This is a genomic window from Streptomyces canus (genome assembly GCF_030816965.1).
Classification (GTDB): Bacteria; Actinomycetota; Actinomycetes; order Streptomycetales; family Streptomycetaceae; genus Streptomyces; species Streptomyces canus_E.
Genome location: NZ_JAUSYQ010000002.1, coordinates 8,799,211 through 8,813,061 on the forward strand (window position 1 = coordinate 8,799,211; position 13,851 = coordinate 8,813,061).

16 protein-coding genes are annotated in these 13,851 nt (G+C 68.1%); 3 read left to right on the forward strand and 13 right to left on the reverse strand.

Annotated elements, in window-relative coordinates:
- Window positions 1-62: 62 nt before the first annotated feature.
- The 11 genes from QF027_RS41100 to QF027_RS41150 all read right to left on the reverse strand — a co-directional run bounded on the left by QF027_RS41100 (window position 63) and on the right by QF027_RS41150 (window position 7,921).
- A complete protein-coding gene (locus tag QF027_RS41100; RefSeq protein WP_307080517.1) occupies window positions 63-512 on the reverse strand; it encodes a DUF6302 family protein in 450 nt (149 codons plus the stop codon).
- Window positions 509-706, reverse strand: a complete 198-nt coding sequence (locus QF027_RS41105) for a DUF5999 family protein (RefSeq protein WP_307080518.1) — start codon at window positions 704-706, stop codon at window positions 509-511. The genes QF027_RS41100 and QF027_RS41105 overlap by 4 nt, the downstream gene beginning before the upstream one ends.
- 196 nt (window positions 707-902) lie before the next feature.
- Entirely contained in the window at window positions 903-2,075 is a 1,173-nt protein-coding gene (locus QF027_RS41110) for an acyl-CoA dehydrogenase family protein (RefSeq protein ID WP_307080519.1), read from the reverse strand.
- An 83-nt stretch (window positions 2,076-2,158) separates the two neighbouring features.
- A complete protein-coding gene (locus QF027_RS41115) occupies window positions 2,159-2,785 on the reverse strand; it encodes a GAF domain-containing protein (protein ID WP_307080520.1) in 627 nt (208 codons plus the stop codon).
- Window positions 2,785-3,459 carry a GTP-binding protein gene (locus QF027_RS41120; RefSeq protein WP_307080521.1) on the reverse strand — a complete coding sequence of 225 codons (675 nt, stop codon included), beginning with the start codon at window positions 3,457-3,459 and terminating at the stop codon, window positions 2,785-2,787. Before QF027_RS41120 ends, QF027_RS41115 begins: the two co-directional genes overlap by 1 nt.
- Complete coding sequence (locus QF027_RS41125) at window positions 3,431-3,871, reverse strand: DUF742 domain-containing protein (protein WP_307080522.1); 441 nt, start codon at window positions 3,869-3,871, stop codon at window positions 3,431-3,433. Before QF027_RS41125 ends, QF027_RS41120 begins: the two co-directional genes overlap by 29 nt.
- Window positions 3,871-4,374 (reverse strand): roadblock/LC7 domain-containing protein, encoded by a 504-nt coding sequence (locus QF027_RS41130; RefSeq protein ID WP_307080523.1) that lies wholly within the window; start codon window positions 4,372-4,374, stop codon window positions 3,871-3,873. Before QF027_RS41130 ends, QF027_RS41125 begins: the two co-directional genes overlap by 1 nt.
- 63 nt (window positions 4,375-4,437) lie before the next feature.
- Complete coding sequence (locus QF027_RS41135) at window positions 4,438-6,045, reverse strand: sensor histidine kinase (protein WP_307080524.1); 1,608 nt, start codon at window positions 6,043-6,045, stop codon at window positions 4,438-4,440.
- Entirely contained in the window at window positions 6,042-6,473 is a 432-nt protein-coding gene (locus QF027_RS41140; RefSeq protein ID WP_307080525.1) for a hypothetical protein, read from the reverse strand. The genes QF027_RS41135 and QF027_RS41140 overlap by 4 nt, the downstream gene beginning before the upstream one ends.
- A gap of 219 nt (window positions 6,474-6,692) precedes the next feature.
- Window positions 6,693-7,136 carry a hypothetical protein gene (locus QF027_RS41145; protein WP_307080526.1) on the reverse strand — a complete coding sequence of 148 codons (444 nt, stop codon included), beginning with the start codon at window positions 7,134-7,136 and terminating at the stop codon, window positions 6,693-6,695.
- Between the two features lie 332 nt (window positions 7,137-7,468).
- Window positions 7,469-7,921, reverse strand: a complete 453-nt coding sequence (locus tag QF027_RS41150; protein ID WP_307080527.1) for an ATP-binding protein — start codon at window positions 7,919-7,921, stop codon at window positions 7,469-7,471.
- A gap of 1,501 nt (window positions 7,922-9,422) precedes the next feature.
- Between QF027_RS41150 and QF027_RS41155 the strand changes: the two genes are divergently transcribed.
- Window positions 9,423-9,650 carry a hypothetical protein gene (locus tag QF027_RS41155; RefSeq protein ID WP_307080528.1) on the forward strand — a complete coding sequence of 76 codons (228 nt, stop codon included), beginning with the start codon at window positions 9,423-9,425 and terminating at the stop codon, window positions 9,648-9,650.
- Window positions 9,651-9,716: 66 nt separating this feature from the next.
- Window positions 9,717-10,205, forward strand: coding sequence for a TrmO family methyltransferase domain-containing protein (locus QF027_RS41160; RefSeq protein WP_307080529.1), 489 nt, complete (start codon window positions 9,717-9,719; stop codon window positions 10,203-10,205).
- 56 nt (window positions 10,206-10,261) lie between these two features.
- Here QF027_RS41160 and QF027_RS41165 read toward each other — a convergent pair whose 3' ends face one another.
- Window positions 10,262-10,543: a hypothetical protein gene (locus QF027_RS41165; protein WP_307080530.1), complete on the reverse strand. Its 282-nt coding sequence runs from the start codon at window positions 10,541-10,543 to the stop codon at window positions 10,262-10,264.
- Between the two features lie 447 nt (window positions 10,544-10,990).
- Complete coding sequence (locus tag QF027_RS41170) at window positions 10,991-12,235, reverse strand: helix-turn-helix domain-containing protein (RefSeq protein ID WP_307080531.1); 1,245 nt, start codon at window positions 12,233-12,235, stop codon at window positions 10,991-10,993.
- Window positions 12,236-12,677: 442 nt separating this feature from the next.
- Between QF027_RS41170 and QF027_RS41175 the strand changes: the two genes are divergently transcribed.
- The gene (locus QF027_RS41175; RefSeq protein ID WP_307080532.1) at window positions 12,678-13,568 is read left to right on the forward strand and encodes an aminoglycoside phosphotransferase family protein; all 891 of its coding nucleotides are present in this window, start codon (window positions 12,678-12,680) and stop codon (window positions 13,566-13,568) included.
- Window positions 13,569-13,851: the final 283 nt, after the last annotated feature.

Below are 13,851 nucleotides of genomic sequence, written 5' to 3' on the forward strand. Positions count from 1 at the left end.
CGCGTGCTGAGGGCGCCCTGTGGGGTCCTGCAGTACTGCGCTCGTTGTCAGGCGCGGCGGGATCATCCGGCCTCCGTGCGCTCGCGGAGGTACGTATTGATGGCTTCGGGGCGGTATCCGTAGAAGCGGCCGAGGGCAGCGTCGTGGCCGCCGTGCGGCGGTTCGTGGCCCCATCGCAGGACGTGGCAGGTGTCCGTCCAGGGCGACAGGTACATCCGCAAGTTCCAGAAGCCGGGCCGCCCGAGTAGCAGGCGGCGGATGGACTCGCCGATCTCGGGCTGCGTCACGGAGAGGTAGCCGCCACGGCGGGGGCCTCCGACCGCGACGGCAAGGAGCGGTGCTCGGTGGACACAGACCGCGAAGTTGTCTGTGAGTACCGACGGGTCGGCGAGCAGGTTTCGGTAGTGCTCGTAGTCGTAGGCCTCGGTCGCGGGCCGGAGATGCACCGTCAGCGGTTCGGCGGCTGAGGTGGTCACGGCTACGTGGCGGGCTTCTGCCGTCGGAGTGCTCATGCAGCCACTGCCTCGGGTGTGGCCCGGTGGGGGGCGACGATCCGCCCGTCCGGGAGGAGTTCGCCGGTGTCGTCGAAACGCACGATGCCGTTGCACAGGAGTGCCCAGCCCTGAGCGTCACCGCGCGCGGTTACCGCAGCCGCGTCCCGGTCGGGTGCGTGCGCGGGGGGACAGGGCGGATCGTGCCGGCACATGGCGGGCTTCCTCTCGGCGGCGCTCGTGTAGGTGTGTCTGGGACCCTGCCGCCGGGAGGGGGGAACAGGAATTGCTCCCGGCGGCAGGGCGGGGGAACCCGCGCGCTGGAGCGGAAGGAGGGAACGCTGCCTGCGCGCGGGAGTCGGGCGGGGTGGGGGCGAGAAGGCGGGGTGATGCCGCCAGACGCTTGGACGACTAGGGAGGGCTCTCCGCCAGGAGGTTCTGGCCGAGGCGGATGCGCTGGAACTCTCCGGTGCCGGCGGGGGAGTATGTGTGCTGGATATCCCGCCACAGGCGTTGCATGGGGTAGTCCCAGTCCAGGGCCCGGGCGCCGTGCAGGTTCATGGCGTCCTGACCCGAGGAGACCGCCATTTCGTGACCCATGTACTTGGCGGTGACCAAGGCCGATTCGGGGAACAGGCCTTGGTCGAGAAGGCCGACCGCCTGGTAGGCGAGGTAATGGGCGGCTTGGAACCTGGCCTCCATGTCTCCGATGCGGTCCTGTAGGACAGGCAGGTCCAAGAGGGTGCCGTCGTAGCGTCGGCGTTCCTGCAGGTAGCGGGTGGTGAGCTCCACCATCGCCTCGTGGAGGCCGAGACTGACCGCGGTCAGGTTGGGCAGCCCGCACCGGATGCTGCTGGACTTGGCGACGTCCATGCCTTTCCCGACTTCGCCGAGCCGGCTGGTGTCGGGCACGCGCACGTGGTCGAAGTCGAGACGGCCGCGGGAGAAGCCGTGCAGGCCGAGACCGGGCCGGTGGGGCTGGACGGTCAGGCCGTTGCGGTCGTGCTCGACGAGGAATGCCGTCAGGGATTGCGAGGGCCGGGTGCCCTCGGGGGCGGTGCGGGCGATGACGATGTGCAGGTTGGCGAGGTGGCTGTTGCCGATGTGCACCTTGCTGCCGGTGATCACCCAGTCGTCGCCGTCGCGTTCGGCGACAGTCTCCATGCCGCCGATGTGGCCGCCCGTCTCCGGCTCGGTCACCGCGATCGACAGCAGCGCCGAGCCCTCGGCGGCCTGCGGCAGCCAGTACGCCTTTTGCTCGTCGTTGGCCCAGTTCACCAGGGCCGCCACCGGTATCAGGTCAGCCTGCAGGATCGCGCCCACGGCCCCGGACACCTTCGACATACGGTGAATCAGGATCGTCTTGGCGACGTGGCCGGCGGCCAGCCCACCGAAGGCCTTCGGGATCGTCACCCCGAACCAGCCGCGGGCCGCAAGGAGTTGCGGGATGTCGCGCTCGACGTGGTGAGGCGTTTCCTCCATGCCCGCCACGCGGGGGGCGATCTCCTCTGTAGCGAAGGCGTCGGCTTCCTGCCACAGCAGATCCTGCTCGGGGGTGAGATTTGGGATGAGCGTGGTCGGCATGGTCGGTCCCTCTCCCTTGGGTGGTCGCAAGTTGGGTGCGGCCGGATCCGCGTATGGGTAGCCCGGGTGAAGGTGGCGGAGGATCAGGACTGCGGCGCGGCGGCGGTGATCTCTTTCATGACCGTGCCGCCGGTGCCTTTGACGATGTCTCTGAGGCGGGTGGCATCGGTGAGGAGTCGCGGCTCGGGGTCGATGATGCACACTGTGCCCAGCACGATTCCGGTCTCCTCGTGGATCAACGGGGCGCCGAAGTACGCGTGAATGCCGACGGCATCGACGACAGGATTGCCGTAGAAGCGGGGGGACGCGCGGACGTCGTTGAGCGGCAGCGCCTTCTTGCGCCGGACCACATCGGGGCACCAGCCGTCGCGTCGGCTCATGGTGCGGCCGATGATGGGGTGACCGCTGTCCTCCGCCGGGTTGTGCAGGCCGATGAAGGTCTGCTCCTCCAGGAAGAGGTTGACCATCCCGTAGAGGAAGCCAGAGGCCTCCGCCATCTGGGTGGCGAAGTGGTCGTAGAACGCATGCGCGTGAGTGGGAACGCCCAGGCGCCGGATCAGGGCCTGGCGGGCCTCCTCCTCGGCCTGGACTTCGCTGCCCGTGCGGATCGCGCCGGCAGGGGGGACGATCAGGCCGCGCTCACTCCGCGTGGGGAGGCGGGCGTTGGGGCCGGTGTATGGAGGCACGTGGATGGGGGAGTTCTGTGTCATCAGGCGTCCTGTAGGGCGGTGTCGGTGGGGTGGGCGGGGCCGGTCGGGGCACTGGTTAGGGCGTGCCGGACAAGGGTGAGCAAGGCCTTGGCGACGGAGGAGGTCACCCGCGCGTCGCAGGCCACCAAGGGAATGTCGGCCGCCACTCCGAGGGCCTGGCGGACGTCGTCTTCGGGGTAGCGGTAGGCGTCCTCGAATTCGTTGACGGCGACGATGAACGGCAGGCCGATCTGCTCGAAGAACTCGACTGCGGCGAAGCTGCTGTCCAAACGGCGGGTATCGGCCAGGACGACGGCGCCGACTGCCCCGCGGGACAGGTCGTGCCAGAGATCCACGAACCGGTCCTGGCCTGGAGTGCCGAACAAGAACAGCTCCAGCGGTAGGGGCACGTCGGGTGGCGCGAAGCTCTTGCGGCCGAAGTCGAAGGCGACCGTGGTCGTGTCTTTCGCTTCCACACCCGCCCGGTTGTCGGTGCGGGCGCTCGCTTGGGTCAGGTACTCCTCGGTGTTCAGCGGCTCGATCTCGCTGATAGCGCCGATGCACGTGGTTTTACCGACCCCGAACCCTCCAGCGACCAGGATCTTCAGGGCTACAGGCCCGCCGACTTCGTTCAGTCGGGCGCCCGCACCAGAGGGCACCACCGGCTCAGCCGGCCTTGGGGTAGGGGGGGTCATCGGACAACTTGGCGAGGCCAACACTCAGTGCCTCCAGCAACTGTCGGGTCGGGCGCGGCCCGAGCGGGGACTTATCAGCGGGCTCGGTGTAGCCAGTCGTCACGGGCACTACCAGGGCGCCCGTGTCCAGCAGGTCCGAGAGCAGGACCCTCACGGTGGCCACGGGGCGGCGGATGGTGCCGGCCAGCTCGGTGACCGAGCGCCGCCGTTGCTGACACAAGGCCAGGATCTGCCGGCACTCCTCGGGCAGGCCCGGGCCTGGTCTGCCGGAGCCGGGCTCCAGCTCCGTCTCCAGGCTCAGCGGGTAGCGGGGACGGGTGCGACCTCCGGTCAGCGTGTAGTTCCGCACGAACGAGGAAGAGTCCGTGGCGGTCCTGGCTGCTAACGCGGTGTGCTGCCTGTCCGGGCTCATCAGACGTCCTGGCGGACCGGGGTGACCATGAACGGCGCGAACTTGTTCACGAGGTTCTGCATCTCGTACCCCACGGTGCTGACTTCGGCGTCCGGCTCGGTGATCACGCCGAGCACGGTCTCGACCGTGCCACCGACGCTGCCGGGATGGTTTTTGAAGACCGCGCTCGTGCCCGCGAACTGCAGGAAGAAGAAGCAGTCCGCCCGGTCGATGATCATCTGCGACGGCGGGAGCTTTTCGCCGCGCGGCCCCTTGATGTTCTGCGCCAGCGAGGCCAAGCCGCAGAAGGCGGCGGCCCACGGGTCCGCCCAGTCCGGGTGGATGTCGCTGTCCAGCAGCTTGATGCCGTCTCGCGATACCAGCAGGGCGTGCGTTACACCCGGGATCTGGGAAACGAACTGGTTCAGCAGCCAGGCCATCTTCTTCTGGTGGTCGTTCATGTCGACCGGAGGAGCTGCCGCACTGTCGTCGCCGCTGTGGGGGATCATGTCAGGAGTGGTCACGGTGAATTCGCTCCATGCGGAATCAGTGGCCTTCCCTGCGAGGGCAGGCCGCGGGGGTGGGGGTTACGGGTGGCTGGCCGGGGGTTCGCCCGTGCCGGATGGTTGCGGCGGCGGTTCGGCTGCGGCGCCTTGCTGGGGTTGCGCAGCCTTCTGGCCGTCAAGGAACGCGGCGGCGAGGTTCGCTCGGGCTGCTCTCGCGGGCGGCCCCGGCCGGTCAGCGGGGTTGGTGATGCGCAGCTGTCCGGGGACGCGTTGCGGCAGCGGCGGCGGGGCTGCGGGATGCCCGGGACTGGCCAGGGCGGGTGCCTGGTGTGCCTCAACGGGTGCGGGCTGCGTTCGCTCTCCCGCCTCCGAAGCCGTCGGAGGAGACGGCGGAGCGGCGGGCGACGGCCGGCCGGGAGCCGGGGCTGTCGTTGCTTGGCGGGCGGGGCGGACCTCTTCAGCCTCGACCGGGACGAGGTGCTTGGCCGGTACGACCACGAGGGCCGTGGTGCCGCCCGTCGCGTTTTCGGACAGCTTGATCGACATGCCGTGGCGGTGTGCGATCTTCGCGGCCACAAGGAGGCCGATCTTCGCCTCGCGCAGCTGGGTGCTGACGTCGACCTCTTCCGGTGCCGCCAGGAGCTGGTTCAGCTTCTCCCGATCCTGCCATTTCATCGGCATCGCACGGTCTTCGACCTCGACCGCCAGGCCGGTCGACACCGGCTGTGCCCGGACGTGCACCTTCGTGTTCGGGTCGGAGAATGTGCAGGAGTTCTCGATCAGCTCGGCCACCAGGTGCGAGAAGTCGGGCCCCACGTGTCCGGGGAGAGCAAGCTCGGCTCCGACTGTGCTCGCCGCCACGGCGACCCGCGAGTAGTGCTCCACCTCTGAGACGGCGCCGCGCAGTACTGTCACCACGGGCACCGGGCGGCGTTCGCTGCGCAGTGAGTCGCCGCCCAGCACCGCCTTGCTCTCCACCAAGCGGCGCATCCGTGTCACGAGGTGGTCGATTTCGTAGGCCTTGGCCAGCAGCTCCGGGTCGTCGGTCAGGTTCTCGAGCTCGTCCAGTGCTTCCAAGGCCCGCTTGATGAAGGCGTGTTCACGCCGCGACAGGTGGTGGAGAAGCCCCACGAGTACAGTCAGCTGTGATTCGTCGTGTACGCGGAGCAGAGCCTGTACGGCCTGGACTTGTACCTCTGCCAGCAGTCCTTCGAGTTCCGCCACCGGCCCGTCGCCCTCGAGCGGCGGGAGACTGTCGGGAACCGGTGGCCTTCCGCCTCGGCACAGCTCGTCGGCCGTCCACAGCAGAGCCTTCTCGACGGCATTTCCTGCGTCGGTGATCCGCTGCAGCCCCGCCGCCTCTGCTTGCCGTATGGCGGCGAATTCCGCTTCCCGTGTCTGCTGCAGGGCGGCGAGTTCCGCTTCCCGTGCCCGCTGCAGGGCGGCGGCAGCCGCCTGGACACGGAGGGCTCCGAGGATTGCCGCCGCACCTACGCCGAACGCCAGACCGAGCACGAGCGGAGCCACCGACAGGTCCGCCACCTGCCAGGCAACGACGGCAACGCACAGCAGGGCCGCCAGGAAGACCAGGGGCATCGCTATGGCTGCTCGCACCTGTTCGAGGATGTAGCGCTCCGCTTGTGTGCGGCGTCGACGGCCGCGGCGGTGCGAAACCGATGTGGGGGTCACGCGACCTCCTCCCGCGACACCGGGAGCAGAACCTGCACGGTCTTGCCGACCGTTTCGCCCTGCTCGTCCAGCAGGGGGTAGTGGGTCAGCCGGCCTCGGTAGTGGTTCACCCACCACAGGCCGCACCCCGCGGGAGCGCCCTCCACGACCTTGTCGAAGTCAGGGAATTCCGAGGTTCCGTCGTCGACTTCGATGAGGAGCTGACTGTTGGGGAGAATGACCAGCCTCAGCGGGGTCCCGTCGCAGTCCAGGGGCGCCGCGTGTGCTGCGGCGTTGGTGGCGAGGACGTCCGCTACGCGGCCCGCCGCGTCCTCGTCGCCGCCCCAGCCGATCTTGCGGAGTCGGCCGAGTACCAGATTCCGCGCGGTCTCCCCGGACAGCGGCCAGGTCAAGACGGCACTCAGCTTGAACGGCGCATCGTCCGGCACGGAGACAGGGACACCAGGCACAACCGCTTGTGCGCCGTCACCATGCTCGGCCCCGGTTCCAGAAGGTTGTTGCGTGGGTGTTGAGTCGGTCGGGCGCACGAGGGCGACGGTGCGCTGCGTCGGCGGCTTCACTGGGGAACTCCCTGGTTCGAGGTGTACGAGCCGCGGGCTCGGCGACGGCGGTCGGTGGTGACGGCGGTCTGGGCGATCGCGATGTAGTCAGGCATGGCATACCTCGCGCCCACGCGTGCCGCAGACCCGCCGCATCCGCGCCCGTGTCTGACTGAGCGACTCGTGAAGGCCCGCCGGCTCCGTGACCGCGGCCGCCGTCGGCTCGGGCACACTGAGCCAGAATCGGGCTCGACAGGGCGGCTGATACCCCCTGGTGAGGCACTGGAAGGACGGGCCGCTGCTGCAAGCGGAAAGCGGTGGCAGCCACCGGTCAGCGGTGCCGGATTCGACCGGGACGAGCAGCACGCGGTGGGTGATGCAGCACAGCAGCGGTCCGACCTCGCGGCTTGCGTCGAGCATCGTGTCGATCGAAGCCATGCCGAGGCCCATGCTGACGCGGACGACGTCGAAGTCGCTTGGGAGTGTGGGCGGGAGGGGAGTCTCGCCGGATTGAATCTGCCAAGTATGGCGAGTGGTCAGCAGGGGAATCATCAGCTCTCCGGTCAGGACGGGAATCCCGTCGGTCGGATGGGGCAGAGCGGCATTTCGCGGCACGGGCCACGGCGATCAGGGCAGAGGGCAGCGTGGGGATCTGCAGGCAGGTCCTTCGTCGTGCGTGTCCGCCCACGCCGCTCTCGTGACGCCGTGTGCCAGGGGAACGAACCCGTTTTGGTGCCGGGCCGCAGCAGGACGGGGACGGCGCGGCACCAGAACGGAGACTTTGTCATCGCCCGGCTAAGGGGGAGCCGGCACAGCGATCGGACGGATGAGGGCATGCTCCGAACGGCCGGAGAGCGACGTGAAGACTGCCGGACTGGGGGTGCTCACAAGTCCTCCTCGCTCTGGGAGGAGGAGTACGCGAGTTCCAGCCAGACCGATTTTCCAGTGCCGCCAGCGTTCGCAGTGACTCCCCACCGGTCGGCGAGGGAAGCCACGAGCAGCAGGCCGCGCCCGTGCTCCTGGTCCTCGGAAGCCGAGCCCAGACGCGGCTGGTTGTCGGACGGATCGTGGACCGCCAGGCGCAGTCGCTGGCCGTCGTACGTCGCCGTCATGGTGACCTCGGTCTTCGGGGGGAACTCGCTGCAGCCATGCGTCACGGCGTTGGCCAAAAGCTCCGTGGAGAGCAGGGCGGCCATGTCCGCGATCTCCCCCAGGCCCGAACGGCACAGGAAGGCGCGCAGCCTGCGGCGCGTCGGGGGGATGACAGCCAGGTCGGCGCGGAGTGCGTCCGCGGTTTGGAAGCAGCGCGGCGCCTCGTCGTCCGATGGCTTCCTCAAGTCGCCTGCGATAGCAAGGGTGTTGGTCGGGGTTCTGGTCACTGCGCACGCTCCTCGGACCGCGCCGTCGTGCTCGACGACGGCATGCGGCCGACAGCCGCTGGCTCTTCTCCGCGTCAGGTAGTGCACGTTCGGTTCCTTCTGGCCGGATAGCGAAGGGCTGTTTTTGGTAACAGCCCGAGCGCGTATGCATGAGGTGGCCGATTCCCCAACACCGCAGGGGCGTTGGAGGAATATCGTCTTCACGAGAGAACCGCGTCCGAGGGCTTGGCGGTATCCCGATCGGCCCACGGACTTGGTGCACGTGGTGCAAGATCTTTTCGGGGACAGGGGCCCACTATGGGGCGCACACGCAACCGTCGGCTGGAAGCCGTCATCCAGGAACTGGGCCTGCCTCAAGCACGCCTGGTGGCTCGCTTTCGAGCCGTAGCGGCGGAGAACGGCGCTCACGAACTGGACGGGACGAACCGGTCGTCCATCACCCGCTGGATCGGTGGCACCAAGCCCAGCGGCCGGGCACCCGGTATTTTGTGCGAGACGCTCTCGCGTGGTCTTGGCCGCGTCGTCACACTCGCCGACATCGGCCTGGCACCCGAGTCCGGGACCGAGCTGGAGCCGCCCGAGTGGAGCGTCGACACCTTGACGACGCTGGTGACGCTCGGGGGTACGGACATGGACATGGATCGCCGGCGCGTGCTGGTCAACTCGGCGTACTCGGTTGCCGGCCTGGCGCTGCCCAACGAATCGTGGTGGGAGGAGGCGGCCGAACGCGCACGCAACCGCAAGCCGCTGTCGACGCACACGGTCACCGCCCAGGACGTGGAAAACGTCCAAGAGATGGCGGCGTTCTTCTCCCGCCGCGACCAGCAGCGCGGCGGCCGAGGCGTCGGCCGGAGCGCTCTCGTGGCCTACCTCCGCAACGAAGTCGCCGAGTTCCTCTCCGGCCACTACCCCTCCGAAAACGTGCGTAGGGCCATGAGCTCGGCAGCAGGAGAACTGGCCTACCTCGCCGGCTGGACCGCTTTCGACGCCAGCGAGCACACGGTGGCGCTGCAATGGTTCCGTGTCGCCACCCAGCTCGCCGAGGAAGCCGGGGACGCACCACTGGCCGGGCACATCATCCGGGCCATGGCCCACCAGGCCGTTGACCTCAACCAGCCGGCCGAGGCCGTGCGCCTGTCCGAAGACTCGCTGTCCGCCCGCCGGTACACCAACGCCACCTGGCGGGAACGAGCCCTGCTGGGCGTCGTCCACGCCCGCGGTCTTGCCGCCACAGGCCAGAAAAAGGCGGCATTGGCCACCCTGCTTCAGGCCGAGAGCGACCTCAGCCACGCCTCCGAGGGGGACGACGAACCAGGCCGCGTGTTCTTCTTCGGCGAAGCCAGCCTCGCCCACGAGACCGCCGCGGCGCTGCGCGACCTCGCGCGATCTCAAGGGCGCCGAGAAGCAGTTCCAGCACAGCGTCCGCACCAGGCGCAAGCAGTTCCAGCGGACCCACTCCGTGACACTGGGCTACCTCGGAGCCGTCCAGATCCAGCAAGGCCAACTCGACGCCGCGTGCACAACATGGCACACGGCACTGGACGCCATGACCGGAGTGCAGTCCGGCCGGGCCCGGGAGACCGTCGTACAGATGCGTCGTGCCCTCAGCCCGTTCCGCAACCGTGCGGGCAGCCACGTCGCGGAACTGGATGCGAAAGCCCGTGCGGTGCTCGGCAACGTAGTCTGACGCACACTGCAGAGCGCCAGAACGGCTCAGGAACAGTGGTCTCCTGGCCCCGACGAAGGGCAGCACGTGTTCGACGAGCACATCAAAGTGCCGGTGATCGCAAGGGTCGTCGGCGGGCACACCGGCCGCCTCGACGACTACAAGGGCGGGGTCCAGTCGATCATCCGTCTGAACCCCAAGACTCCCGCAGAAACCCTGCAGGGAATCGAGGAGTTCTCCCACCTGCAGGTCGTCTGGTACTTCCACGCTGGATCGCCTGACGATGTCGCCCTTCACGCACGAAGCCCTCGCGACAACCCGCAGTGGCCGGCCACCGGCACGTACGTACACCACAACCACCGACGCCCCGCCCGCATCGCGGTCTCGTACCCGCGCCTGCTGCGCGTCGACGGGCTGGACCTGTACGTAGAGGACCTGGACGCTGACGACGGCACACCGATCGTCGATCTCGTGGCCGTCTTCAAAGAGATGCTGCCCCGCGGCCCCATGTACCAGCCGAGCTGGCCTGCAGAGATGCTGGAGAACTACTGGGCCAACGTTGAGGATCGTCCGTAACTGGACACCCTTGTGTGCGGGCAGGGTCGGCGCGGCTGAAGTCTGGTCGTTGAGGTTCACAGCCGTGCTCCACTGGGCTCGGCTGTCGCTTGGAGGGCCTGCGCCAGGGGAGCCAGCAGGTCTTTGCCGTGGATCAGCGGCAGCGGGTGGTGGGTCTGGTCGTGCCACGGCGGCTGTTCCCATCGCATGCCGTGGGAAGGCGGCAGGGCGACCCACTGCTCGGGGCCGGACCGGACCTCCAGGGTCGAGGGGCTTGTGCCCTCGGGCAGTGCGTAGCGGCCGGTGGCCGGCAGGACAAGCAGCACGGCCTTGTCCTCGCCGTACAGAATGCACGGCACGGCCTTGCCGTAGCGATCGAGCCACATCACAACTGAGAGACCGCTCCACTTCGGCAGCACAAGGGCATCGAAGGGGACGGTGGGGGCGATCAGCGCGGCCCCGGGCGACGCATTCAGCTCTGCGGCCAGCCCGTCCGCTGGGCTGGGGATCAGCGGTCCAGGCAGCGGGTGCGCGCCGGATCCGGGGCAGGTGCCCGACTCGCCGCACGTGCAGCCGCCCCTGGGCCGGTGCCTATGCCCAGGGGCGATCGACCACCCAAAGATGCTGGTGTACGCAGCACCGCAGGCGGCGGCGTCTTGAGTGTTGATGAGCTGCGGCGACATGGCGATCCCCTTGCGGATGTGTCGTCAGCGACGACACATCACGATGGACCAAGAAACCGCCCGCGACCCGGAAGAATTTTCCGGGTAGTTTTTCAACTCCCGCCGCAGTACTGGTGTTTGACGCTAGTGCACCAGTTCCATGCTGCGTACCAGGGACGATAGGACACTCGCCTGCGACGGAACGCCAACGCCGGCCAGGTCCTGCACCAGGGCGCGGGCCATCGGATCAGAATTCACGTAGTAGGGCGCCTCAACCGATGCTTGCTTCAGCGTCATCACGGCGGAGGGCAACCGGTTCATGCGCCGCAGAGCACGCGCCTTGTCGATCTGATAGTGGATCTTCCGCTCCTTGCTGGGGACGTCCTCCACGGAGACGTTACGTACCTTGGACAGTCCCGCGTCAGGCTGGTTGATCTCGACGCCGACCTCGGCGGCGTGTACCGCGACGGTGCCCCTGCCGAATACGGTGTGCGCGTCGAGGTCGTACCACTCCGCGCCAAGGCGGTCGGCGTCTTCCAGGGCCGTGTCAACACGTGCCCAGGCATCATCTGCCCTGGACCCGCGGGCGTGAGCAATCGCGCAGCGCAGGTGCAGTGCGCCCCGAAGGGAAAGAACTTCGTTCGCTGGCTGACGAGCCGAGGCAAGCGGTTCCAGATCGCGTAGTGCCGCCTCGGCGACGGCCACGGTCTCGGGGAGCGACGCCTGATGCAGCAGGGCACCGCAGCGGTCCCAAGCGACCTGCGCCTTCACCAGCGGGTCATCAATCTGGGTCGCGGCGTTGGCGGCCACCTCGGCGGAGGACCAAGCGAAGTCCGGGTAGCCGAGCTGGTTCAACACCATCCGAGCCGTGCGGGCGGCGTCCACCAGGAGCCGCAGTGCCTCCTCCCGGTCGCTGCCCTCACAGACGAGCAGGGCGGTGTTCAGGTCCTCGATCAAGCCGGGCAGCAGCATGGCGGCCTTCGGGAGGTCCGCGTTCTGCCTAGCGGCGTTGGCCTGGCGGGACCTTGTCCGCATCTCCGCCAGCGGGACTGGAATCCCCTGCGGGTTCAGCCCCGGATGACCGGAGAGGATGAGGCCGGACCGGCGCATGCTGGTCCGCATGGCCGGAATGTAGGAGTGGGCGATGTTTCCGCCGTTTTGCTGCAGCCGGTACGGCTGACCGAGCAGCCACACCACGTCGACATCGCAGTTCTCTGCGATGTCGGTAATCAGCGAATAGCGGTCGAGCGGGATCCGCCCGGTCTCCACCCTGCCCAACCAGTCCCCAGTGCGGCCGAGAAGCCCGGCCAGCTCCTCTAGGGTGAGCCCCTTCGCATTGCGGGCGACCCTAACGCGAGCACCGATGTGAGCGTCCATGTCTTCGGGCATACTGAAGCTCCGTTCTGCGTCGACAACAGAACGGTACCCGGGGCGCCGCCCCGGTGAATGCGCTCAGCGGCCTTCGTCTTTGGCGGAGGCCGCTGTCGTGTTCACGGGGCTGTCTGATCCACGCTGTGCCACCAGCGGCGCGTTGGTGACCGGTCACGACGACGGGGCACCACCGCGCCGCCCGTCCCCGGCCGGCTGACCCCACTCTGGTGCCGCGCCGTCCCCGTGCCGCTGCGGCCCGGCACCAGAACGGGTTCGTTATGGCTACCGGGGATCCGCGGCAAGCCGCAGCGATTGGTCACAAGGCTCTGGATGAGGCTGGTCGGCTCACCTCACGAAGGGCCGCCGACGACCTGCGGCAGCTCAGCGCTTTCGCCAACAAACACCCCAGGGTTCAAGAAGCAGCGGCCCTTCGTGAGCGGATCGCGGCTACCGTCTCTGCATGAGCACCTCGGCATCGGCACCCGCCCGTCGCGCTCTCGAAATTGCCTGTGCTGCTGTCGGCCTGGACGCTGGCAGCGCCGAGCCGGTACGGCTGACCGAAAACCAGATCTGGAGACTTCCCTCCGAACGCGTGATCGTCCGCATCGCGCGAGCGGGGCAGGCCGCAGCGACACGGAGGGAAGTCCGTGTCGCGCGGTGGCTTGCACAGCATGAAGTACCGGCCGTTCGCTTGGCCAACGTGCCACAACCTCTTGACGCTGACGGCCGGCCAGTGACCTTCTGGGAGGAACTTCCACCACAGGAACACGGCACCTCCGTCGACGTGGCGGAGCTGCTCCTCCAGATCCATGCGCTGCCCGTCCAGGAGCTCGAACTCGGGTACCTTGATCCCTTCGTGCGAATTGCGGAGCGACTACAAGAGGCTTCGACCCTCGCCGAAGACGACCGAGCGTGGCTCCACAGCCTCTGCCAAGACCTCACAGCAGCATGGGCAGACAGGCCCGCAGGGAGAGACGACTGCGCCGTCCACGGCGACGCCTGGCCGGGCAACTTCGTCCTACTCGTGGGCGGAGGCAGAAGGGTCATGGACCTGGAGCGGTTCTCGATAGGCCCACCAGAATGGGATCTCGTATCAACCGCCGTACGAGCCACAACAACCGGTGCAGTCACCGAAGCCGAATACGACGCGTTCTGCACCGTGTACGGATATGACGTCACCGAATGGCCTGGGTACGAGATTCTGGCTGGAGCTCGGGAGCTGCGGATGGCGACGTACGCGGCCCAGCACGCGGCCAGCAACCCAGCATGGGCTGGTGAGGCCAAGTACCGAGTCGACTGCCTGCGCGGACGGCATGGCCCGCGACCGTGGCAGTGGAAAGGGATCATGTGATTAAGGCGTCGTGCGGTAGGCAGCCAACGAGACCGCCTGTCAATCCTCGGCTGTTCAGGGCCTGGCAGGCGGCGAGCGACAGCTCGCGCCAACCGGCCGCCCTGGTCCACGACCGTCTCACTGAGCGTTTTCATCATGGCCACCGATCGGGTGACGCTGCCGGGGTGCGCAACGCACGAGGCTCGCGTGCCGTTGGGGGAGGTGTTCGAAGTGTCAACCCACAGGCACAGGAGCCGCGTTGGTTCCCTATTCTGCCGCACTCGACCTGCCGCACGCCCTGGTC

Excerpts from the sequence above, each read along its gene's own strand:
- QF027_RS41175 (WP_307080532.1), top strand. The coding sequence starts at position 12,678 with ATGAGCACCTCGGCATCGGCACCCGCCCGTCGCGCTCTCGAAATTGCC.
- QF027_RS41105 (WP_307080518.1), bottom strand. The coding sequence starts at position 706 with ATGTGCCGGCACGATCCGCCCTGTCCCCCCGCGCACGCACCCGACCGG.
- QF027_RS41170 (WP_307080531.1), bottom strand. The coding sequence starts at position 12,235 with ATGCCCGAAGACATGGACGCTCACATCGGTGCTCGCGTTAGGGTCGCC.
- QF027_RS41110 (WP_307080519.1), bottom strand. The coding sequence starts at position 2,075 with ATGCCGACCACGCTCATCCCAAATCTCACCCCCGAGCAGGATCTGCTG.
- QF027_RS41125 (WP_307080522.1), bottom strand. The coding sequence starts at position 3,871 with ATGAGCCCGGACAGGCAGCACACCGCGTTAGCAGCCAGGACCGCCACG.
- QF027_RS41145 (WP_307080526.1), bottom strand. The coding sequence starts at position 7,136 with ATGATTCCCCTGCTGACCACTCGCCATACTTGGCAGATTCAATCCGGC.
- QF027_RS41120 (WP_307080521.1), bottom strand. The coding sequence starts at position 3,459 with ATGACCCCCCCTACCCCAAGGCCGGCTGAGCCGGTGGTGCCCTCTGGT.
- QF027_RS41100 (WP_307080517.1), bottom strand. The coding sequence starts at position 512 with ATGAGCACTCCGACGGCAGAAGCCCGCCACGTAGCCGTGACCACCTCA.
- QF027_RS41115 (WP_307080520.1), bottom strand. The coding sequence starts at position 2,785 with ATGACACAGAACTCCCCCATCCACGTGCCTCCATACACCGGCCCCAAC.